This is a genomic window from Neobacillus vireti, assembly GCF_001026695.1.
Taxonomy (GTDB): domain Bacteria; phylum Bacillota; class Bacilli; order Bacillales; family Cytobacillaceae; genus Neobacillus; species Neobacillus vireti.
Window position 1 is genome coordinate 339,119 of the sequence record NZ_LDNB01000010.1, and the last position, 20,913, is coordinate 360,031.

The following is a 20,913-nucleotide window of genomic DNA, read 5'->3' on the forward strand; positions in this document are numbered from 1 at the left end:
TGGAAAGAAGCTTATATTCAAGGAGGTAAAACATGGATTTCTATTCACCGAAAGACGGGGTGTTAGAGTTGAAACGGTGGCCTAAAGATACCATTGCGGCGGGTCGTCGTCATACAGTTGGGCTTAAATCGAACGGCACGGTAACGGCTGTGGGTGATAATAAATATGGCCAATGTGATGTAAACGGCTGGCGTGATATGGTGGCGGTCGCAGCTGGTAATGTTCATATGGCAACAAACACGGGTAATGCTCATACAATTGGACTAAAATCTGACAGTACTGTGGCGGCAGTGGGGTGGAATAAGCATAACCAATGCGATGTAAACGACTGGTGCGATATTGTGGGAGTTGCAGCGGGTTGGCGTCATACCATTGGGCTTAAATCGGATGACACAGTGGTAGCAGTGGGGCGAAATAATGAAGGTCAATGCAATGTAAGCGGCTGGCATGATATTGTGGCGGTCGCAGCGGGTGACTGGCATACCATTGGCCTTAAATCAGACGGCACGGTGACGGCTGTGGGTAATAATCGATATCGCCAATGCAATGTAAGCGGCTGGTTCGATATTGTAGGGGTCGCAGCAGGTTACCTCCATACAATTGCCCTTAAATCGGACGGTACTGTGACTGCTGTGGGTTTGAATAAACATGGCCAATGTGATGTAAGCGGCTGGCGCGGTATTGTGGCGATTGCGGCGGGTAGTTATCATACAATCGGTCTTAAATCGGATGGTACCGTGGCTGCGGTGGGTGATAATAAGTATGGCCAGTGTAATGTAAATGGTTGGGGCGATATCGTGGCGATTGCAGCAGGGTGTGCCCACACTGTCGGGCTCAAATCGGACGGCACGGTAGTTGCAGTGGGTGATAATGAATATGGCCAATGCGATGTAAGCAGCTGGAGCGACATCCAACTACCCGTCAATTAGTTTTTAATAACAATAAACCAGCTAATTACTGAACGTGTTAAGAAGCATTGCTTCAGAGAACACTTTTTGTGTAATAGCATTTATTTTTCTAATTTGATATGAATTGAACAATATTAGCGATCTCTCTTTTAAAGAAACATTCACTAATAAATATTATTATTTCTAGAAAAATGTTAGGATTCAATTGTAAAGTAGGATAAAAGCTTAGATTGTAAGTAGGTGGATTTATATGGAAAGATCAAAAAATAATCAAAATAAAATAACTGCTGGCTTGTTGATCGTATATTTAGTTGTATTAACATGGATTATACTCTTTAAAATGCAATTTTCACTTCAAGACTTGCGTCATTTCGCGGATTTTAGGGAAATCAACTTAATCCCTTTTGCTGGTCCAGTTATTAAAAACGATCAAATAGATATTGGCGAAATTATCTTAAACGTATTTGCATTTATCCCATTTGGAATTTATATCAGTATGCTTAAACCAAGTAAGTCTTTCTTGAAAAAGATTATACCGATAGCGGGAGTTAGTTTGTTATTTGAAGTATTGCAATTTATCTTTGCTATAGGAGCTAGCGATATTACTGACCTTATGGGAAATACATTAGGTGGAATGATTGGAGTTGGGGTTTATATTGTATTTTGTAAGCTGTTTAGTACAAAAGCAAATAAAATCCTAAATATTTTAGCTTCAATCGGAACAATATGCATTTTTGCATTAGTGGTGTTATTAATTTTTGGTGTTATTAGGTACGGGAATTATGGCTAATAGATGAATTGAAACATCGGACATTACTAACGGAACATGGATTGACAATGATTGTAAATTATTGACATGTTGGGGCTTTACTTTCAGGAATTTTATATTGTAATCGGGGTGAATGTGGAAGATCATAAGCCTAATTTCTTGCCAAAAGTACGGTGGGATTAGGCTTTATTATTTTTCAAAATCCTTCAAATCGTAATTCTGAACCTCCAGTTTTTTGTTACCTTTTCAGTTTTTTTATATAATGAAGCATAGCGAGTTATGCGTTAAGATAAAGTCTTATTCTTAATTTTGTAACCAGTGATATTTAAAATAAGCGGAGGTTTTCCGATTAAGCAAAGCAAAATTACCCATTTTCACGTTTTTCAAGTCAATAGTCGGAATCCTTCCGTCTATTTTAGCTATTTTCAGTGCTTTTTCCTAAATAAGAGAAATTTCTCCGCTTATTTATCAAACCATGCTGATTCCTCATCCTGGTCACAATTGGTAAACCCTTCCTGCATAACAATTTTCATTGGATTCGTCTCCTAACCCTAATAACTTTTTGCTCTTTTACTTCAATTTTTTTCATGGTACGCATTGGAAGAGCAAATTAATTTATAATTTCATTCGTTTGAGATACTATAAATACTGTGTTACTTTAAAGAATAAAAAAATTATTCCAAGCAATTCAACAAAAACATTTGGAGGCAGTATATATGAAAGTGGTAGCAATTATTGGTAGTATTCGCAAGGAATCATTAAACAAAAAATTAGCTGAGTATATTAAATCTCGCTATATTAACAAATTCGATCTTGAAATTTTATCTTTAAATGAGATTCCTATGTACAATCAAGATATCGAAAATGAACCACCACAAGAGGTTGTTGATTTCAAGGCACAAGTAAAAGCAGCGGACGCTGTTTTATGGGTAACACCTGAATATAACGGAACAGTTCCGGGCGTTTTAGTAAACGCAATTGATTGGTTATCTCGAGTAGATAAAGTGATGATTGGGAAACCATCGATTGTGATGGGTGCTTCAATGGGAAATTTAGGAACGGTGAAAGCGCAAATGCATTTACGTGATATTTTATTTGCTGGCGGAGTTGCTTCTCCTGTACTCATTGGCAACGAAGTATATGTAGGTGCGGCACATACGAAATTCGATAGTGAAGGCAACCTAACAGACGAAGGAACAGTGAAGTTTTTAGACACTGTGATTGACAACTTCACGACTTGGATGAAGAATTTTCAATAATTATATATCGGGGCTGTCCTGATTCCAGTTTTCACTGGATTCAGAACAGCCCTTTTTTTGCTACAGGTGAATGACAAGGAACGATTCGATTGCAGCCAAAATATACGGTTTCATAATTAAATGGTGCCAGGCCGCCAGCATGGATCGAACGATGAATCACCAGTTCAACCGCATCCTCCACCAAATGCTCCCTTTGAAAGTCTTATAAAATTTTATAATATAGAGTGAGAACAAATTAATTTTGGAGGAATCATGATGGAATTAACAGTTTATTTAGCCGGACAAATTCACGATACTTGGAGAGAAGACGTAAAGAAAAAGGCAAAGGAAAAAAATCTTCCGTTAGTATTTGTCGCACCTCAAACAAACCATGAACGCTCAGACAATATCGGCGAAGAAATTCTGGGGAAGCAACCAGGAAATTTATATAAGGATGGTGCCGCCTCCGATATTAACAATTTCAGAACACAGGTATTAATGCAAAAATCAGATATAGTCATTGCCCTATTTGGCGAAAAATATAAGCAATGGAATACAGCAATGGATGCTAGCACAGCAATTGCAATGAATAAACCTACCATAATCATCAGACCTGAATCATTAATTCATCCATTAAAAGAACTTTCCAATAAAGCGAATGTAACTGTCGAAACGGTTGATCAAGCCTTGGATGTAATAAGGTACCTTTTTGAATAATGATTTTGAGTCACTAGGGTCAGGCAACATCTTTCAGGGTGCAAGGCAACCAAAGAACAAAAAAATTACTTAAAGTTGGAGATACTTATATTAATAAGCACCCAAAATAGACCCATGGGGACGGTTCTAAATGTAAGCACTTGAAGGTTCTTCTCATTCTTGGAGGCATTTTAACAAAGGCGCAGTTGCACTTATGCCAGATAGGAAAGTTTACTTTCCTATCTGCCAAACAAAGAGAAGTTTTCTTTTAACTTCTCTTTTAAAAATGGGTTCCAATGCCCAGTCACGTCCCGGATTTGGAAATATCCGCCTGATTCCATATAGTTTAAAGCCTTGGGGTCAGGCACCAGCCTTATTCATGTAAATAAGCCCAAGCATATTGTGCGTATAATTCCGCACCGGTAACGAGTGCGTCTTCGTCGATGTTGAATTTACCATGATGGTGTGCCCACTCTGTATCCTTTTCAGGATTACCGCTGCCCACAAGTGCGAAACTACCGGGTACTTCAGCCATATATTCGCTGAAATCCTCGCCGCCCATTGTCGGCTTTTCAAAATAGACAGCATCTGCGCCGAATGCCTCTGCAGCCACCTTTTGAACCAATTTAGCACTGTACTCATCGTTATTAACAGCCTGGGTACCACGGATATAGTCCACTTTTGCTGTTGCACCGTACATAGCCGCGACCTGTTCTGCATAATGCTTGAGCTGTGTTTCAATATGATCTCTTGTTTCAGGGTCAAAGCAGCGGACAGTTCCCTCAATTACCGCATTTTCAGCAATAACATTGAAGCGGGTACCGACTGTCATTTTTCCAACGGTTAGAACAGCAGGATTAAGGGTATCAACCGTTCTCGAAACAATTGTTTGCACATTCATCACAAACGATGAGGCTACAATCGCTGCATCAATACAAGCATGCGGCAGTGCTCCATGGCCGCCTCTTCCTTTGAAGGTTACCGTAAAGAGATCAGCTGACGCAAAGGATGGCCCCGCTGGACAAGAAACCTTGTTTGTCGGCATTTGCGACCAAATATGAATACCGAAGACGTTATCTACCCCTTCAACAGCCCCTTGCTTTACGAACGCTTTCGCTCCTTCTGCTACCTCTTCAGCAGGCTGGAACAATAACCGGACATTGCCGGGTAGATCTTCCTTGCTTTCATTTAATGCTTTGGCAGCAATCAAGAGCATCGCTGTATGGGCGTCATGGCCGCATGCATGCATTTTCCCTTCAGTTTTTGATGCATATGGCAGATCCTTATTCAATTCTTCCACTGATAAGGCATCCATATCTCCTCTTAAGGCTACTGTTTTCCCTGACTTTCCTCCTTCGATTGTGGCAATGACACCTGTGGGCACAGCACTTCGATAAGAGATTCCTAGATTTTCAAGATAGTCGCAGACAAAAGCGGTTGTGTTTTCTTCTTCCCAGGATAACTCAGGCTCACTATGAAGCTTTCTCCGAATGGCTGTTAATTCCTCACTATATTGTTGAATTGCTTGTTTTATTTTTTCATTAATCATGTTATTTCGCCTCCGTTAGTTTCTTAGCTGTTTCAAAAAATATCTGTACGGCATTTGCGATATGCTTAGAATCTGACCATTCCTCGGGACAATGGCTCAGTCCATCTTTACTTGGAATGAACAACATCCCTACATCCGTAACATCAGAAAACACCATGGCATCATGACCGGCTCCGCTGTTAATTGAACAATACGGTGTTTCCAATGCACTGCTGATCTGTTTCATAAGAGCGACAATTTCTTGGTTCATGGCTTTTGGCTGCATAAATAACTGCTGTACAGCCGTAATCTTAATTCCATTCGTGCTATATGATTCTATTAGTTTGTTCAGATTCCGGATGACATTTTGGATATGTTCTTCCTTGCCGGAACGTATATCTACTGTAAAAACAGTCTTTTTTGGGATGACGTTTGCACCGTTTGGGAAAACATTCAATTTCCCCGTTGTAATTACGGTTCCTTCCCCTTCTTCGATGGCGAGGCCAGGAAATTGAGCAATCATCTTAGCAGCGGTCACAAGTGCATCCGAACGGCGATCCATCGGAGTCGTACCCGCATGTCCTGCCTGACCTTCTACGGTTACTTCAAATTGGGTCAGCCCGACAATAGCCTCTACTACGCCAATCGGTATATTTTTTTCCTCGAGAATTGGCCCCTGTTCGATATGCATTTCCAGGAATGCCTTAATCGTTTTGGGATCTCTTTTTTTAGGAAACGATGGGTCCAAACCGATTTTCACCATCGCTTCTTCTGTGGAGATCCCATCTTTGTCCCTTAAATTTTTAAAATCATCCTCACTAAGCAAACCGGTAATACCTCTTGAACCCATCAAACCGCCGCCGAATCGCGCTCCTTCTTCCTCAATAAGGGCAATAATTTCTAAAGGGTATTTGGGTGTTAATTGTTTTTCAGCAAAAAGTGCAGCCACTTCAAGCCCTGCGACTACACCTGCGGGGCCGTCATAAGAGCCTCCATTTGGAACAGAATCAAAATGGGAACCGATTAGAACGCTCGGCGCATCCTTTAGCGTACCTTCCAGCTTTCCGAAAATGTTACCCAATCCATCTTCATGGACCGCTAAACCGTATTCCTTCATTTTATCAATTATATAATCCCGTGCCTGCCTGTCTTCGTTACTATAAGTCAGCCTCGTAGTCCCTTTTCCCGGTGTGGCTGTAAACTGACTTAATTTATTAATATGTTCTTCAATTCGTAGTTGAAGGGTCTTCATTCAAATCGCCTCTTTATTATATATGTCTAGCTCCAGCGCCCTAGCGGCTAGTGTCCTTCGCTCTCCGCCCTACGATAAGTCAACATCGAATCGCCTCCGGCTCTTCGTGTTTCCTTTATCTCAGTTGGAGCGCTCCAGGCCATACGCAGCTGACCAGGGCGCTTCCGCTTTTCTTATAAAAATTTCACAAAGATGCCTGCCAGTAAAACCGATACAATCGTAACGGTGATGAACCCGCCGACCAGCATTGGCGGAAGCATGCGGCTTGTCAGCATCTCTTTTTCCTTCTCATCGTTTGTTAATGATTTGATTACTTCGTTTGTGATGATGTAATCAGCGGGAAATCCATATAAGGCTGTTAAGGACACTGCGAATGCCATTTCTTTGCTTACCTTCAGGATTTTACCTGCAATAAAGGAGAAGATGTACATTCCGATTACACCAATCACAATTGTACCCACTAGCGGATAAATAATTTCCAGCATCATGCTTGGTGTTGCTTGTTTTAACCCATCAAATACAAACAGCATAAGACCCATTAAGGCAAAACCAAATGCATTTGCCTTTTGTAAGACTTGCTTCTCCAGAAAACCAATGCTTTTTGCAATAATCCCAAACAATAAGCAAAGAACAAACGGGCTAATGGAAACAATAGGTGCCAATAGAGTGGAAACCAAGTAGGCAAGAAAGGCAACTAAAGCAAGTCTAAAAAACTTAAAGTACTCGGTGTTGTATTTATCAGGCAGCCTTTTAAATAGCTTAAGCTCCGGTTTAGCTGATTCAACTGATGCTGATACTTCTGCAGCCGCTTCCGGTTGGCCTTTAACTGCCATATCTCCTTGGCGATATTGAGTAAGAAGTCTTTTCCCTTCTTTTTTCAACATGATTGAGGTAAGTGGATATCCTGCAAACCCCTGCATAACGTAGATGACGATAGCGAACACCGATAGGGATGCGAGGCCCGCTTCCTTGGCCCCCTCAGACATAATCAGCGCCGATACTACACCGCCAACCAATGGTGGGATGGCAACAACAATTGTTTCAAACCCATAAATAAAGGTCCCAATCCCAAACAATAGTGCAATGATTCCTAAAATCCCCGAAAGGGCTATGACAATGGTTTTCCATTGTTCCTTCAATTCCTTTAGAGAAAGCAATGTTCCCATATTCGTAATAAGCAGGTACATCAGCATGGTTGCAACAACCGGCGGTATCCCTGCTACTGAAACGATTTCCTTAGGAAAGAATGTCCAATAACCAATAAGAAATAAAACGGCTGAGATAAAGATTGAGGGCACCCAGGCTTTGGTTCGTACCGCTACCCAGTCCCCAATTAATAGAATAAGTACAACAATGACTAAAGCTAGCATTTGTGACATAACGATTACCTTCACTTTCTATGATATATTTTTCGTGTTACGAAGGTTTAATTTATATTAAGATAGTAATATAGTTTTATTATTCTGTCAATTGCAACTATTAAAATTTTTCTGTAATCGTTTTCAGAAACCTTTTTGTTACCAAATTCAATATTTAATTATTTTAAGATAATATTAAAATTTTTTAATATAAATGAAAAAATGCCCCCATTACACTTCGGAGACCATAGGGACCCTCAAAAATTAATGAACCAAAAAAGGCTTGAGGATCAGTTTCCTCAAGCCTTGATTTTTACTTTTACCTTTTAATATACATCACGTTGATAACGCCCTTGCTTTTGCATATCTTTTAGATACGCCTCTGCTGCATCGCGACTCATCGCTCCTTCTTTTTCAATCACGTTAATAAGCGTTTCATGGACGTCTTTAGCCATATATTCCTTATCCCCACAAACGTAGAAATAAGCGCCTTTTTCAAGCCAATCAAACAGTTCTTTACTATGTTCCAGTATTTTATGTTGAACATAAACCTTTTGAGCTGTGTCTCGGGAGAAGGCAGCATCTAGTTTTGTCAGTACCCCATCTTGTTGAAATTTTTCCAACTCTTCTTGATAAAGGAAGTCGGAGTCAGCATGCTGGTCTCCAAAAAATAGCCATGACCGGCCTGTTGCCTTATTCACTGCACGTTCCTGGATAAAGGAACGGAATGGTGCTATACCTGTCCCAGGACCAACCATAATAATATCATTTTCATGAGACTCTGGTAGATAAAAGTGTTTATTTGCTTGAACAAAGACTGGAAGCGTATCTCCTTCGTTTACACGTTCAGCACATAATACAGAGCAAACCCCTTTACGTACGCGTCCATGAGCAGAGTAGCGCACAGCACCGATGGTTAAATGAACTTCATCTGGATTAGCAGTAATGCTGCTTGCAATCGAATAGAGGCGCGGCGTCATTTTTCTTAATAAAGAGACGATTTCTTGTGCTGTCGCATTCCATGGACCGAATGCACGTAACATATCAAGCAAATCACGCCCATAGCAATATTCTTTCAGTTGGATCACATTTTCAACCAGCAGAAGCTTTTGTAACTCTGCATTTTCTGTAAATGCAGCTGCCTGCTGTAAAACCTTTTTTGATAACAGTGTAATTTCAAAGTAGGTGGTTAACGCTTCCTTTAGTGGAAGTGTCTCCCCTTGCTTATTGATGGTTACTACCGCATCTTCATCCCAGTGCATTTCCTCAAGAATAGACGCAACAAGTTCTGGATCATTAGAAGGGACGATCCCAAGGGCATCACCAGGGACATAAGAGAGTCCCGACCCTTCTAGTGATAACTCAATATGCCTCGTTTCTTTACTAGAGCCAGCTCCGTTTATATTTATATTTTTAAGAATCTTTGCCTGAAAAGGATTTGTTCGTGAAAATGTTGTTTGAACCAGTTTGTCTTTTAGGGCAGTTTTAGGGTTATCTAAAGTTATTTGCATATTTCTTAACCTCCAAAAGTGATACATATATAATAACATTGGCACGGGGAATCTGGTGTGACCTTTTTAACTTTTTTTCCCGGAGACCATTGGGCCGGTATTTAGTATTTTACCATTTCCATTACCAATGCCTCTATCAATCTATAATTCATAAAAATTTGAGGATATCAATGTAAGCAAAACAGTTTCTCATCATTAAGTGCCACAGTATTTCTTCCATTATCTTTCGCTTGATATAAAGCTCTATCAGCAGATTTCAATAATTCTTTCGGCTTCATTACTTGATTTGGTATGATAGAAGCCACTCCAAGACTTAATGTTACCCACTTGCTTTTTATAGACAGTTCATGGGGAATGTTCAGCTGCTCAACCCTTAACCGAATTTTTTCCGCTAGCAAATAAGCTTCATGTAAATCTTTCTCCGGTAAGATGATCGCAAATTCTTCGCCTCCATATCTTGCACATACTGCCTCATAGAGACTCAGGCAATCCTTGACTTGATGGGATATGTCAATTAAACATTGATCTCCCAATATATGGCCATAGGTATCGTTGAAGCATTTAAAATAATCCACATCAAATAATATTACTGATAGCGAATTCTGCTTTTGGGATAAAGTTTCCCAATAATAATCGAGCATGCTATCGAAGTATCTCCGATTATACAGCGCTGTTAAACCGTCCACATTTGATAAGTATTCCAGTTTTTTCTCATTTTCTTTGCTTTTAGTAATGTCGTTTCGAATAACAATATATTGAAATGGCTTTTTATCTTTGTCCAAAAATGGAACAATTGTTGTATTGACCCAAAAGTATTTGCCGGTTTTTGTTTTATTCCGCATCTCCCCACTCCATACTCTACCTTGAGTTACGGTAGTCCAAAGATCTTTAAAAAATTCCGTTGAATGAAAATTACTGTTTAGCATCCGCATGTTTTTTCCTTCGAGTTCCTGAAAGGAATACTCGGAGAGACGACAAAATTTGTCATTGGCATATAAGATATTCGCATGTTTATCCACTATTTGAACAAGATTAGACTCATCCAAGGCAAATTTTAAATCTTGAAGATTTTTTAAGGTATCAAAGTATCTTTTTTCATAATCTTTCTTATGACTACGAGTAATTCTCTTGAATATGGCGATCAATCTTTTAATTATCACGATATTCATATGTTTGTTTTCATCTCAACTTTGTACATGTGCTCCTCCAACATTTAGGATTGTTCCATGGGTAAATATTACTATATACCTTTAAGTATAACTAAGTTTCCTTTAAATTTCCCTTACAACCTTTTCAATTTACTGAACTTTACTGTGTATTACTGTTTAATTTTTGTTGTCATGATTTACTTCCTATTTGACAGATTAGTGGGAATATTTCTTTCACCCCCATTTCCAAATATTGTGACGTACATCCATCATTATGTATAATTTACATATCTATAAAAATTGATTTTTAAAGGAGAACTCTTTGGCAAATAGTTTAGGAAATTTACTCAAAATACATAAAAAGTGAAAAAGGAGAAATTGAGATGTCTGAAGCATATCAAGTGGTTAGTTTCGTCGAAAATCAAAATATAAAAATTGAGGTTTTAGAATATCAGAATTTAGGCGGAAATGATAATTTTTCTGTTGCCGAAAAGCTATATTTTGCGCAAAAAACAAATATTAAACTAAGACAAGTTAGGGTTACACTAAAAAACAGCTCCCTTACAGCTGAATCCGGTGCACTGCAGTTTATGAAAGGGAATATTACGTTAAAAAGTTTAGGAGGAACTGGTGCAAAAGGGCTTTTAAAAGGATTAGCCTCCAGTGTTTTAGCCAAAGAATCGATGATTAAACCACAATACCAGGGCAGCGGGATTATTTACTTGGAACCAAGTTTTAAACACTTTATGATCGTAGAACTTAATAACGAAGAAATTACTGCGGATAAAGGTCTCTTTTATTGCTGTGAATCGAGCGTATCAGTTTCTGTTCAGGCAATGAAAAATGTTTCCTCAGCCATTGCTGGCGGTGAAGGATTATTTCAAACAAAAGTATCTGGAAGCGGATTTTGCCTATTTGAAATCCCTGTTCCGGAAGAGGAACTAGTGGAGTTTGAACTTCAAAATGAAATGGTTCAAGTAGACGGGAATTTCACGCTATTCCGGCTCGGAAACATTGATTTTTCCGTTGAAAAATCAACAAAAAGCATTTTCGGCTCTGTTGCTTCCGGCGAGGGTCTGCTTCAAACATTTAGAGGTACCGGGAAAGTGATTATCGCACCGACATTACCCGTTTATGAAAAGTTAAGTCATGTTTTTAACACAACACCATCGTCAAAATAAAAAACATAGAACGGTGCCAGTCCCCCAATGTAAAAAAGCATAATTGCATCGGGTGTCAGGCACCGTTCTTATAATGAACTATATTCTATATTTAAAAAATCTTCATAGTTGGCGTTCCCAAAAACGGCCTTGTCCAATCCCTTCAACAAATTGGTGAATGTCTGCTTGTGTTAAATCGTACACACCAGCCGTGTTTAAATGGACACGACTTTGCTCCAATGCTTGGTTATTACTTAAAGCTAAGGCCAATGATTTAAAATGTTTGAAGGTGATTTCAATGAATTCCAATACAGGTGTTTCAATTTCAGGCTCTGTGCTGATCAATAATGCTGCATCAAAAAGACTAGAATCTGCTGTATCAAAGGTATCTGTCACTTTTAGTACAGTATTAATGGGATGGATCTTTTTAGCGATAATACTATAATTTATATTATATTGTGCTAACGTTTTAACCCATTCTGTTAATTTTTCATTAGCGGGTTCACCATTTAGCAAAATTGCCACAGATTTTGTATCAGGCTTGCTAACCGTGTTTGCCATGCTAAGGGCAGGCGATTTTTTATCGGATTTGACTTCAAGATTTTCTTCAGGAAGTTCGGCGCCTATGTTTTCGGCAACTTCTTTGGCCAGTTGCCGATCGATATGATTGAACAAGGCCACAGCATTATTTTTTACCAAGTCTGATTTGCATTTGCCAAGTTCAAAGCTACATGCAGCTATTAAATGTTCTTGTTCAAAGGGAGCGAGACTGTTATAGAATAACTTCGCTTGCGAGTAAAAGTCTAGGAAACTATCACTGCGGCCCCTAATTTTTCGCCCGTCGATTTTTTCTTGATAATGATCATAACCGCCCAGTTCAACTGGCACAGGTTCAGGTTGATTGGCATTTAAACCGTTCCGATGGTAGCTTGTTTGACCATGATGAATCGTCATTTGGTGCATTCCATCCCGTTGATTGTTATGGAAAGGACACACCGGTTGATTAATCGGAATTTGATGGAAGTTGGGCCCTCCAAGTCGGGAAAGCTGCGTATCCGTATAAGAAAATAAACGTCCTTGTAACAGAGGATCATTGGAAAAATCGATCCCCGGCACAACATGTCCAGGATGAAAAGCGACTTGTTCTGTTTCTGCAAAGAAGTTATTGACATTACGGTTTAATGTCATTTTGCCAACGATTTTTACAGGGACTTCTTCTTCTGGCCATAATTTTGTCGGATCTAAAATATCAAAATCAAAGTTGAATTCATCTTCTTCAGCAATCACTTGTATACCTAGCTCCCATTCAGGAAAATCACCTTTCTCAATTGCTTCAAATAAATCTTGTCGGTGAAAGTCAGGATTTTTACCGGCAGTCCTTTGTGCCTCGTCCCAGACTTGAGAATGGATGCCGAGTAGAGGTTTCCAGTGAAACTTCACAAAATGTGCCTTACCATCAGCGTTGATAAGTCGGAACGTATGGACACCAAAGCCTTCCATCATGCGTAAACTCCGCGGGATAGCGCGGTCACTCATTAACCACAGAATCATATGGGCTGATTCAGGATTTTGGCCAATAAAATCCCAAAACGTATCGTGGGCGCTGGCCCCTTGAGGAATTTCATTGTGAGGCTCAGGTTTTAGAGCGTGTACAAGGTCAGGGAATTTAATTCCATCTTGGATAAAGAAAACAGGCATATTATTACCAACTAAATCAAAGTTGCCTTCATCCGTATAGAATTTGGTCGCAAATCCACGGACGTCTCGGACGGTATCGCTTGACCCTCTCGAGCCCTGTACGGTGGAAATACGTACAAATACCGGGGTTATTTTAGAGGTGTCATTTAGAAAATCAGCTTTCGTATATTCGGATAAAGATTCATAGAGCTGAAAGATGCCATGTGCCCCCACTCCGCGTGCATGAACAACACGTTCTGGGATTCGTTCATGGTCAAAATGCGTCATTTTTTCTCGAAAATGAAAATCCTCCATCATGGTAGGGCCTCTTAAACCAGCTTTTAATGAAAATTCATCCTCCGCCATTCTTAATCCTTGGTTAGTCGTTAAGCCGGCTTGTTCTTCGTTATCGATGGTAAATTTCTTTAATTGTACTGCCTTCTTATTTTCCATAAAATAAACCTCCTAACGAAAATATGTACCTGTTAAAAAAGAAAAAAGCAGGTAAAATTAATTACCCACTCTTCTCGATACCCCTTATACCAGTAATAAAACATTTTAATATCTATGAAAGGTTGAAAGCTCAATTTTTCTCTCCAATAAAACCCTACATCAGAAATACATTGCCGACAGTGTGTTAAAATGTAGCTACGTTAATCATTGAATCACTAGTCAGCTTGCCCCTTTAACCAAACTCTCTGCAAGTCACCTTTTGTTGTTTATCAAGCTGTTGATCTAACCAGTCGACTAAATCGCTTAAAGGCTTCTCTTTTCCTACTTCATCAAACGGACGATGCCTAGCTGAACGGTACTCATATAGCTGTTTATCCGATGAGGAAACAAGGTTAAAGAAGTGGCGCAGCTTTGTTGGGGGAGTAATTTTATCATCCAGACCGTATTGCAATAAAATTGGCAGGGTAATCGACGGTGCTTTATTTACCACCCGTGAAACAGCTTCGATTAAGCTGCGTCCTAAACCAGGGGTCACGAAATTGTGACGTAAACTGTCAGATTCGTATTTTGCCTGCATCGCTGATTTTTTCTTTAGCAATCGAATCCTGCCCGGTTTTTTGATCCTATAGTCTGGTTTAATCTTACCCATTAGGCTTATACCCAATTGCTCAAATGGTGTTACTTCATATGAGATGGCAGGCGAAATCGCCATAATTCCTGAAATACCTGCACTATGTTCCAAAGCATATTCAAGAGTAATCAGACCGCCAATGCTATGTCCTACGATATACAAGGGCAATTCGGGCTGATCGAGAGAAACGAGCTTACGAAACTCGTGTAAATCTCCTCTAAATTCATCCCAAGACTGTATATATCCCCTTTTCCCAGCGCTTTTTCCATGACCGCGCAAATCAAAGGCATACACAATATATTCTTTATCAACCAGGCTTGCACTAATATTTCGCAGCCCCCCACTGTGGTCTCCATGTCCGTGCACAACTATAACTGCTGCTTTTGGAGCGGTTAATGGTTCGATCACTCGAAAAAATAGCTCTATTCCATCGACACCATTAAATTTCCCTTCTGTTATCATTCCAAGTAATCCTCCTGATGCTAACGATCGTAAAAAATGTATTTGTCCTTGTCTAAAATACTTATCCCGTTTAGAAAGCTTGTTAAGTTCATTTTAGTATAAATCAATGCAAAAGTAACATAAAATAGGTGCCTGACTCTCGATGCGTCAAAGCTTTAACATACTGGGGATCAGGCACCCAAGCTGAAGAAATATTTGGATAGGAAGCTTTTGGCACAGGAATTTTGGGTTAGTTTTCAGGGGAGATCATATACTTCAGCGTTCTCTCCAAACCTTCTTTATAAGGGGTTCTGGGTATAGGACCAATAAACCTTTCATATTTCTGTCCATCCAACACAACAGGCTCTTCATTTAAGTAGAACATTTCAACCACTTCACGCATTCCCGCATTAAACAAACCAAGGAACCGAATCATATTTTTGGTTATGGTCGAAACCTTTTTATCATAATTTCGAATTTGTCTGAGTGTTTCAATTAACTCTTCGCCCGAAATGACGCCATAGCCGGGTATATTCCAATTTTGCCCATAAGCTTCATCATTCAAGGCCAGGTTGATAATTGCTTTAGCTCCATCAGGAGTGAAAATAAATTCTCTGGCAATCTTTTGGTCTCCAACGTAACGGGATTTCTTGTTCCTTACGATATCCTTTAGTGTATGGTGCAAAAGCGTGTTTTCCGCATTGGGTCCATAAAAGTCTGGAAAGTGGGCGATTAAAGTTGGAACAGATGAATCCTTAATTGTTGTTTCTACTTGAAGACGGACTTTCCCTTTTTTCGTATGTGGGTTTTTCGGTGAAAGTTCATTCACTTTCTTTCCGGCTGCTCTTCCATAGGCGTAAATATTATCAACCATAGCTAGTTTTACTGATTCCTCCTTTGCGACAGTCAATATATTACTGATTAAACCTTGCAGTTTTGCTTCCCACTCTTCATACGGAATGTTCGCCGCGTGAAAAATGACATCTACACCTTTGGCGGCTTCCCGTAAATCGTCAAGCTTAAAGAGATCTCCTGGAAAAATCGTAACCTTGGAATCCGCCGCAAACGATTTTTCCAATTTAGACCTTGTTCGGGCAAAAGCAATCACCGAAATCCCTCTAGCCGATAATTCCTTCACAATCGAATACCCCATTCCACCTGATGCGCCTAAAACTAATGCCTTTTTCATAATTAATTCCTCCCCATCAATTAATTGACCATCGTTCAATTAAATTCAAAAAAAATTAATGAATTGATTTTAATAAAAAATCAGCATGAGCTTCTGCCAGACCCCTTACCTCTTCATAACTGTTCACAATCCGGCAATAGTGGGTGACAAACCCATGAAGGGACAAAAACAATAACCATATTTCCTGTACCTTTAACTCCTTCCCGCTTAAAAGGGAAACACTCTGGGCAAAGTTTTCGTAGCTCCTATTCCCCCCCTGATTGATAAAATTCCTGACTTCTTCATCCTTGATTAAAAACATAATCTCATAGTGACTTTGATGATTGAGACCAAATTGTATATATCCGACTAGAATTTGTTTAAGCTTTTCTTTTTGATCAAGTTTTTGCTTGAGTACATCATGAAGCTTTTGATCAAGCAGCTCAAAATGCTTCTCCACTAAGGCATAAAATAACTCAGCTTTATTCTTAAAATGATAATAGATAGATCCATGGCTATAACCAAGTTCTTTCGCAATTTGCCTCATGGAAACATGCTGGTAGCCTTTGCTTACAAATAAGTCCCTTGCAGCATCCATAATCATTTCTCGTGTTAATTCTTTCTGGACAGACTTTCGCGGCGACATGTTCCTCCTCCTTAATTGACCACTGGTTAATTAAGATTATACCGTATTTTTCACCACTTGTAAAGAATTACCATTATCTTTTCGAGGGAATTCTGTTCAATAAAGCAATCTCCTTCAATTTCCGTGCCTAGTCACGCCCCGGAATGGTAAAGCCTCCTGCATTCTTCTTCTTCAAATTATATTTTTTTCACAGATGCTCTTTTTGTACTTAAGTACGTCTACTTTTTCGGTTGGTCAAGTGCTTGGTAGGCTAACTGGTACTTTCCCCCGTCTGCAACTTCTGAATGATACAAAGCCTTGAGGGCATTATTCTTTTCAAGGCCATGTTCTACCTTCAACTCTTTTAAGCGTGTATGCAATTCTTTATTATCCTTGATTAGCTGTTGCATTTGCGATTTAATATACTTCAAAATATTTAACTCCTTTCCGAACCCAATTTGTTCCCCAAGTATAGCACAAATAATTGTATGTTTTTTATACATGGCCATTTTATTCATACAAGCGGGCTTTCATAGTTAGTTGAATAGAAAATCGGGGCTCAGGCATTAGTATTAAGGCACACTTCTCTATCTTTCATCTACTACCCATAGCACCATTCGATTGATAAAATATATACCCAAATAGGCGCCCGTTAGTAAGAAAAGTGGGTTCAGGAATATACCATGGATATTGGTCATGAATACGGTTTTATCTTTAATAATCTCGTATATGGCGAGAGAGGAAATATTCCCAAAAACTAGTGCAGATACTATGGCGCATAAATTAAAAACCAGACGTAATTTAGGCTTGATTTTCATCGCAAAGAACATGAGACCTGGTGCAAAAAAACTGCCGAAGATTAATAGAAATTTCATCAAACCACCTCACTACCATTCTAGACAAATTAAACTGGTTTAAATCATTCCCTCTAGGCAATGTCAGGCACCGGAATATGTCTACTATCCACCGCATAAATTAAAAAAAGGTGTCTTAAGCGATACGAAAAATGCAGCCTGTACATAATCATGCAAAAAGCGGAAAATGGACGGACTCCTATTGATTTTAAGTTCCCCCATTTATCCGTTTGGAGGGAGTTTATGTTTAAATTTTTTTCTTTTAAAAAGAAACAGATCGAAAAAGAAAATAAAATAGACTCTCTTCTTCTCAATAAATTAGATCGAATTATTGAACTGCTTGAGCAAAAACAAAAGGAGGAGAATGGTAAAAACATCCAATTTGAGCATGTCCAAATTGATTATTTAGAAAACATTATTTTCCGACTGGACAATCTAGAAATTGACGAGTTGAGTGGCAAACTTATTATTGGAAATAATATTGGAAGCACGGAAGACCTTTCCCACCCTTACATTTTAAAAATGGATAAAGAAAAGGCGAAGCAAACAACAATGTCAGAAACTAACGAATCAACTCAAAAAAAAATAACCAAAACAGCCAAAGGTTATCGTTTCAGCAATAATTGAGTTTTTACCTTAAATTAGCAATCTTGATATCTTGATCCTCCATTATGCCATCTATAAAATCTTGGTCATTGTTTGTATTTGAATTATTTAACAACTGATTTTGATTTCCAAATATAGCACCTTGTGAAAAATTCACTTTTTCATTGGCGTCCATCCCCGTCACATGAGAATTTCCAAGGAATACAGAGCTATTTTGCTCCATCGTATTGACATTTACGGATCCAAGCGTGATGCTCGAAGCATCTTCCATAGGATTCTCAAATGAAATATTAATATCACGGTCATCAATGGGAGTATCGATAACATCAGGATCATTGAGAATAGAAACATTTTGAAAGAGAAGATTAGACTGACCACTAATCCCGCCAATCACATTATTTTCTTTACCATGGGTACTCCAGCCGATGGCATTATTTTCTTCCCCGATAAAAATACCACATTGCCTTTGCATCGTTTGGACATTGATATCTCCGATAAAATTAAATTGTGACGAATTTTTCATATCCTGATCACCACGTTTCCGTTAAGATCTTGTTCATGTCTCGTTCCTATACATCTTTCCTTCTATTTAATATACCTTATGTGTTTGGATTTAGGATGGTGACGATCGCCTAAGAAATAGCAAACAAAGGTGTCAAACGCCCAAATCATTGAATAAGCTACTAAAGATAAGAAAGGAGATCCTGCATATGATTGAAATAACATTCGGGAATATTACCGTTGATCAAATGAAAACAGCTGCCGGTATTTTCATTGGTGAAAAAAACCGACACAAACATTTTTCTTGTGAAACGACGATAAATGAAGCGGTTGGAACCCTGTCGGGAAATGAAAATAAGTTAACCTATAATTGTTGGGTGAAAAACAAAGAAACATGGGAGGATGAATAGTTCATGTCTTCCCCCATTTTATCCCCGACCTTTCATATCGGGACCATCAAAATCGGGACCATTGAGGAAGCTTCTTGCTTTAGTATCGGAAACAATTTTATTGAGGACTTCAAGAGCAGCAAAAAACATAACCAGGGCTTAGGGAATATCCACGGAGATCGAAACACCTTTGATCATGCTACTGCCTCATTAACCAATTATGAGCGCGTCCCGAAGAAAAAGAAAGGAATCAAACAAGAACAAATGGAAGAAAAGGACCGACAAGAAAAAACAACAAACCCCAGTTAAAATCAGGGTTTGTTGTTTTTTTCTTCAATCCAAAACTTGGCCATAGAGATGGATTGAGGTATATCGTTCAAATCATTATATATTCGGACCAAAATTTGGTTTAATATCATTGTCAAAGATTGCCCCGTCTATGACCTCAAAGCTATCTATATTATTGACTAAGTTGCCGGCCTGCACATTTCCAAATCCATAAATACCCCCGAAGCCTAAATTATATTTTCTATTAGCATCCATCCCGGTAACAATCGATTCACCAATAAAGATGGCTGCGCTGGGCTGTGGAGAGTTAACATTAAATATTCCTAAATTAATGACTGAAGGCACTCCATAGTCCTCCCCTTTTTTCTCATTCTTTTCTGTAATCCATCTTATGTTTTAAATTTTCTTCTGTGAATGAGGGGACTTTGGACAGCTTTCTTTCACTTTTTTTCAGGATTGGGTTCCACTTCCCATATCCCCTGATTGTTATTGATTGAAAAATGATATAGACCATACAGGAAACCGTAGATTTCACTTCACTCAAATGTTGAGTTGTGGAAAGAAAATCGGTGCCCGACCCCCAGCGTATTAAATCTTTATCGCTGCAGGGGGCAGGCACCTTTTTAAAATTTATTCCGTCCCAAGTGTAACGCCGAGTTTTTTTAAATATTGTCGATAGGCAATACTCATCCGATCACATTTCAATGAAAGTTCTACTTGTAAATCAAGAGGTAATTCCTCCGGTTTCTGGTTTTCGACGATTGGCTTATCCTGTGCGAAAATCATATCTTGAAACTCGATAATTTCCTCGTTACTTGTACCAGTTTCATAGTTAAACGACATAACTCCATAGGCAATGGACTTACATTCAGCAATTGGAAGGATTGTTAGCAGTATCTTCATCTCATTCTCAGTATCCGGGTCTCTTTTAGTGAAAAGAACTGTCAGTGGCCGGATAATTTCATAGGTATAAAAAACATCCTTAGATTGTCCGGTGCCATCCGGGTCTGGCTGAAATACGGCGATTTCATCAGAGTAAATCCTGTCTGCTTCCGAATGAACATGATAATCATTAATAACTGGATGCTCCTGAACCCCAAGAAATCCTTCATGTATAAAGGAAAGATGACCAACATCAAGAAAGTTCTCGACGATTCTTGGCGGATTAGCATTTACTTCCTGTGGTCCCCACAATACATTTCTGTAAATCGCATCGTTATATTGAGGATACGAGAAGAATTCCGGATTGTTATTATTAAGATTAATCCATACGAATCCATACGCTTCTTTACATAAATATTTTATTGCCTTTGCTTTTAAAGGAATCGATCTTCCTTCAGGGAGCTGTGGAATTTTTGTACATGTACCTTCAGAATTATATTCCCAGCCATGGTAAGGACATACGAGATTTCCGTCTTTCACGCAGCCTAGGGAAAGAGCAGCACCGCGATGGATACATAAGTCCTTAAAGGCATGGATGCCTTCTTCATTTCGGAAGAGGACAATCCTCTCACCCATTACCGTAACTTGCATTGGCTCTTCTTTCACGTCATCTATCTTACAAACAACGATCCAATCACTGCGTAAAACGTTATCTTCCAATATCATTATGAACTTCCTTTCATAATTCCTATGATACCTATATTCTATGAAGCCTTTTATAAATAGTCAATAAAAAACACGAACATTTTTTTGAAAAACATTTTTAATAT

Annotated in this window: 23 protein-coding genes; 8 read left to right on the plus strand and 15 right to left on the minus strand. The window is 39.0% G+C overall.

Going from position 1 to position 20,913, the window contains the following annotated elements:
- The first annotated feature begins 32 nt into the window (after nucleotides 1-32).
- The 3 genes from AA980_RS12285 to AA980_RS12295 all read left to right on the plus strand — a co-directional run bounded on the left by AA980_RS12285 (nucleotide 33) and on the right by AA980_RS12295 (nucleotide 2,936).
- Nucleotides 33-929, plus strand: coding sequence for an RCC1 domain-containing protein (locus tag AA980_RS12285; protein WP_024027350.1), 897 nt, complete (start codon nucleotides 33-35; stop codon nucleotides 927-929).
- A 229-nt stretch (nucleotides 930-1,158) separates the two neighbouring features.
- Nucleotides 1,159-1,698, plus strand: a complete 540-nt coding sequence (locus AA980_RS12290) for a VanZ family protein (protein ID WP_024027349.1) — start codon at nucleotides 1,159-1,161, stop codon at nucleotides 1,696-1,698.
- A 695-nt stretch (nucleotides 1,699-2,393) separates the two neighbouring features.
- Nucleotides 2,394-2,936, plus strand: a complete 543-nt coding sequence (locus tag AA980_RS12295; RefSeq protein WP_024027348.1) for an NADPH-dependent FMN reductase — start codon at nucleotides 2,394-2,396, stop codon at nucleotides 2,934-2,936.
- 40 nt (nucleotides 2,937-2,976) lie between these two features.
- Here AA980_RS12295 and AA980_RS27245 read toward each other — a convergent pair whose 3' ends face one another.
- Entirely contained in the window at nucleotides 2,977-3,117 is a 141-nt protein-coding gene (locus tag AA980_RS27245; RefSeq protein ID WP_156351164.1) for a hypothetical protein, read from the minus strand.
- A 74-nt stretch (nucleotides 3,118-3,191) separates the two neighbouring features.
- On the opposite strand from AA980_RS27245, the gene AA980_RS12300 reads away from it, so the two are divergent.
- On the plus strand, nucleotides 3,192-3,632 hold the full coding sequence (locus tag AA980_RS12300) for a YtoQ family protein (RefSeq protein WP_024027347.1): 441 nt from the start codon (nucleotides 3,192-3,194) through the stop codon (nucleotides 3,630-3,632).
- A 352-nt stretch (nucleotides 3,633-3,984) separates the two neighbouring features.
- Here the strand turns inward: AA980_RS12300 and AA980_RS12305 are convergent, their stop codons facing one another.
- The 5 genes from AA980_RS12305 to AA980_RS12325 all read right to left on the minus strand — a co-directional run bounded on the left by AA980_RS12305 (nucleotide 3,985) and on the right by AA980_RS12325 (nucleotide 10,429).
- Nucleotides 3,985-5,160, minus strand: a complete 1,176-nt coding sequence (locus AA980_RS12305) for an amidohydrolase (protein WP_024027346.1) — start codon at nucleotides 5,158-5,160, stop codon at nucleotides 3,985-3,987.
- A gap of 1 nt (nucleotide 5,161) precedes the next feature.
- A complete protein-coding gene (locus tag AA980_RS12310; protein ID WP_024027345.1) occupies nucleotides 5,162-6,391 on the minus strand; it encodes a Zn-dependent hydrolase in 1,230 nt (409 codons plus the stop codon).
- A 173-nt stretch (nucleotides 6,392-6,564) separates the two neighbouring features.
- On the minus strand, nucleotides 6,565-7,770 hold the full coding sequence (locus AA980_RS12315; protein ID WP_024027344.1) for a hypothetical protein: 1,206 nt from the start codon (nucleotides 7,768-7,770) through the stop codon (nucleotides 6,565-6,567).
- Nucleotides 7,771-8,075: 305 nt separating this feature from the next.
- A complete protein-coding gene (locus tag AA980_RS12320; RefSeq protein WP_024027343.1) occupies nucleotides 8,076-9,260 on the minus strand; it encodes a sulfite reductase subunit alpha in 1,185 nt (394 codons plus the stop codon).
- A gap of 167 nt (nucleotides 9,261-9,427) precedes the next feature.
- Nucleotides 9,428-10,429 (minus strand): sensor domain-containing diguanylate cyclase, encoded by a 1,002-nt coding sequence (locus AA980_RS12325; RefSeq protein WP_024027342.1) that lies wholly within the window; start codon nucleotides 10,427-10,429, stop codon nucleotides 9,428-9,430.
- Nucleotides 10,430-10,791: 362 nt separating this feature from the next.
- Between AA980_RS12325 and AA980_RS12330 the strand changes: the two genes are divergently transcribed.
- Complete coding sequence (locus tag AA980_RS12330; RefSeq protein ID WP_024027341.1) at nucleotides 10,792-11,589, plus strand: AIM24 family protein; 798 nt, start codon at nucleotides 10,792-10,794, stop codon at nucleotides 11,587-11,589.
- Between the two features lie 102 nt (nucleotides 11,590-11,691).
- Here AA980_RS12330 and AA980_RS12335 read toward each other — a convergent pair whose 3' ends face one another.
- The 6 genes from AA980_RS12335 to AA980_RS12360 form a co-directional block, all read right to left on the minus strand.
- Complete coding sequence (locus tag AA980_RS12335; protein ID WP_024027340.1) at nucleotides 11,692-13,698, minus strand: catalase; 2,007 nt, start codon at nucleotides 13,696-13,698, stop codon at nucleotides 11,692-11,694.
- Nucleotides 13,699-13,930: 232 nt separating this feature from the next.
- A complete protein-coding gene (locus AA980_RS25810; RefSeq protein WP_024027339.1) occupies nucleotides 13,931-14,791 on the minus strand; it encodes an alpha/beta hydrolase in 861 nt (286 codons plus the stop codon).
- 229 nt (nucleotides 14,792-15,020) lie between these two features.
- A complete protein-coding gene (locus AA980_RS12345) occupies nucleotides 15,021-15,959 on the minus strand; it encodes an SDR family NAD(P)-dependent oxidoreductase (protein WP_024027338.1) in 939 nt (312 codons plus the stop codon).
- Between the two features lie 55 nt (nucleotides 15,960-16,014).
- On the minus strand, nucleotides 16,015-16,584 hold the full coding sequence (locus AA980_RS12350; RefSeq protein WP_024027337.1) for a TetR/AcrR family transcriptional regulator: 570 nt from the start codon (nucleotides 16,582-16,584) through the stop codon (nucleotides 16,015-16,017).
- A gap of 218 nt (nucleotides 16,585-16,802) precedes the next feature.
- Nucleotides 16,803-16,994: a hypothetical protein gene (locus AA980_RS12355; RefSeq protein ID WP_034723466.1), complete on the minus strand. Its 192-nt coding sequence runs from the start codon at nucleotides 16,992-16,994 to the stop codon at nucleotides 16,803-16,805.
- 156 nt (nucleotides 16,995-17,150) lie between these two features.
- The gene (locus AA980_RS12360) at nucleotides 17,151-17,438 is read right to left on the minus strand and encodes a hypothetical protein (RefSeq protein WP_024027335.1); all 288 of its coding nucleotides are present in this window, start codon (nucleotides 17,436-17,438) and stop codon (nucleotides 17,151-17,153) included.
- Nucleotides 17,439-17,660: 222 nt separating this feature from the next.
- Here AA980_RS12360 and AA980_RS12365 point away from each other — a divergent pair, with 222 nt between their 5' ends.
- On the plus strand, nucleotides 17,661-18,044 hold the full coding sequence (locus AA980_RS12365) for a hypothetical protein (protein WP_024027334.1): 384 nt from the start codon (nucleotides 17,661-17,663) through the stop codon (nucleotides 18,042-18,044).
- 4 nt (nucleotides 18,045-18,048) lie between these two features.
- On the opposite strand, the gene AA980_RS25815 is transcribed toward AA980_RS12365, so the two are convergent.
- Nucleotides 18,049-18,546: a hypothetical protein gene (locus AA980_RS25815; RefSeq protein ID WP_024027333.1), complete on the minus strand. Its 498-nt coding sequence runs from the start codon at nucleotides 18,544-18,546 to the stop codon at nucleotides 18,049-18,051.
- A gap of 187 nt (nucleotides 18,547-18,733) precedes the next feature.
- Here AA980_RS25815 and AA980_RS12375 point away from each other — a divergent pair, with 187 nt between their 5' ends.
- Both AA980_RS12375 and AA980_RS12380 read left to right on the plus strand, forming a co-directional pair.
- Nucleotides 18,734-18,934 carry a hypothetical protein gene (locus tag AA980_RS12375; RefSeq protein ID WP_024027332.1) on the plus strand — a complete coding sequence of 67 codons (201 nt, stop codon included), beginning with the start codon at nucleotides 18,734-18,736 and terminating at the stop codon, nucleotides 18,932-18,934.
- A 3-nt stretch (nucleotides 18,935-18,937) separates the two neighbouring features.
- A complete protein-coding gene (locus AA980_RS12380) occupies nucleotides 18,938-19,222 on the plus strand; it encodes a hypothetical protein (protein ID WP_024027331.1) in 285 nt (94 codons plus the stop codon).
- Between the two features lie 75 nt (nucleotides 19,223-19,297).
- On the opposite strand, the gene AA980_RS12385 is transcribed toward AA980_RS12380, so the two are convergent.
- Entirely contained in the window at nucleotides 19,298-19,546 is a 249-nt protein-coding gene (locus AA980_RS12385; RefSeq protein ID WP_024027330.1) for a hypothetical protein, read from the minus strand.
- A gap of 285 nt (nucleotides 19,547-19,831) precedes the next feature.
- Complete coding sequence (locus tag AA980_RS12390; RefSeq protein WP_024027329.1) at nucleotides 19,832-20,809, minus strand: aromatic ring-hydroxylating oxygenase subunit alpha; 978 nt, start codon at nucleotides 20,807-20,809, stop codon at nucleotides 19,832-19,834.
- Nucleotides 20,810-20,913: the final 104 nt, after the last annotated feature.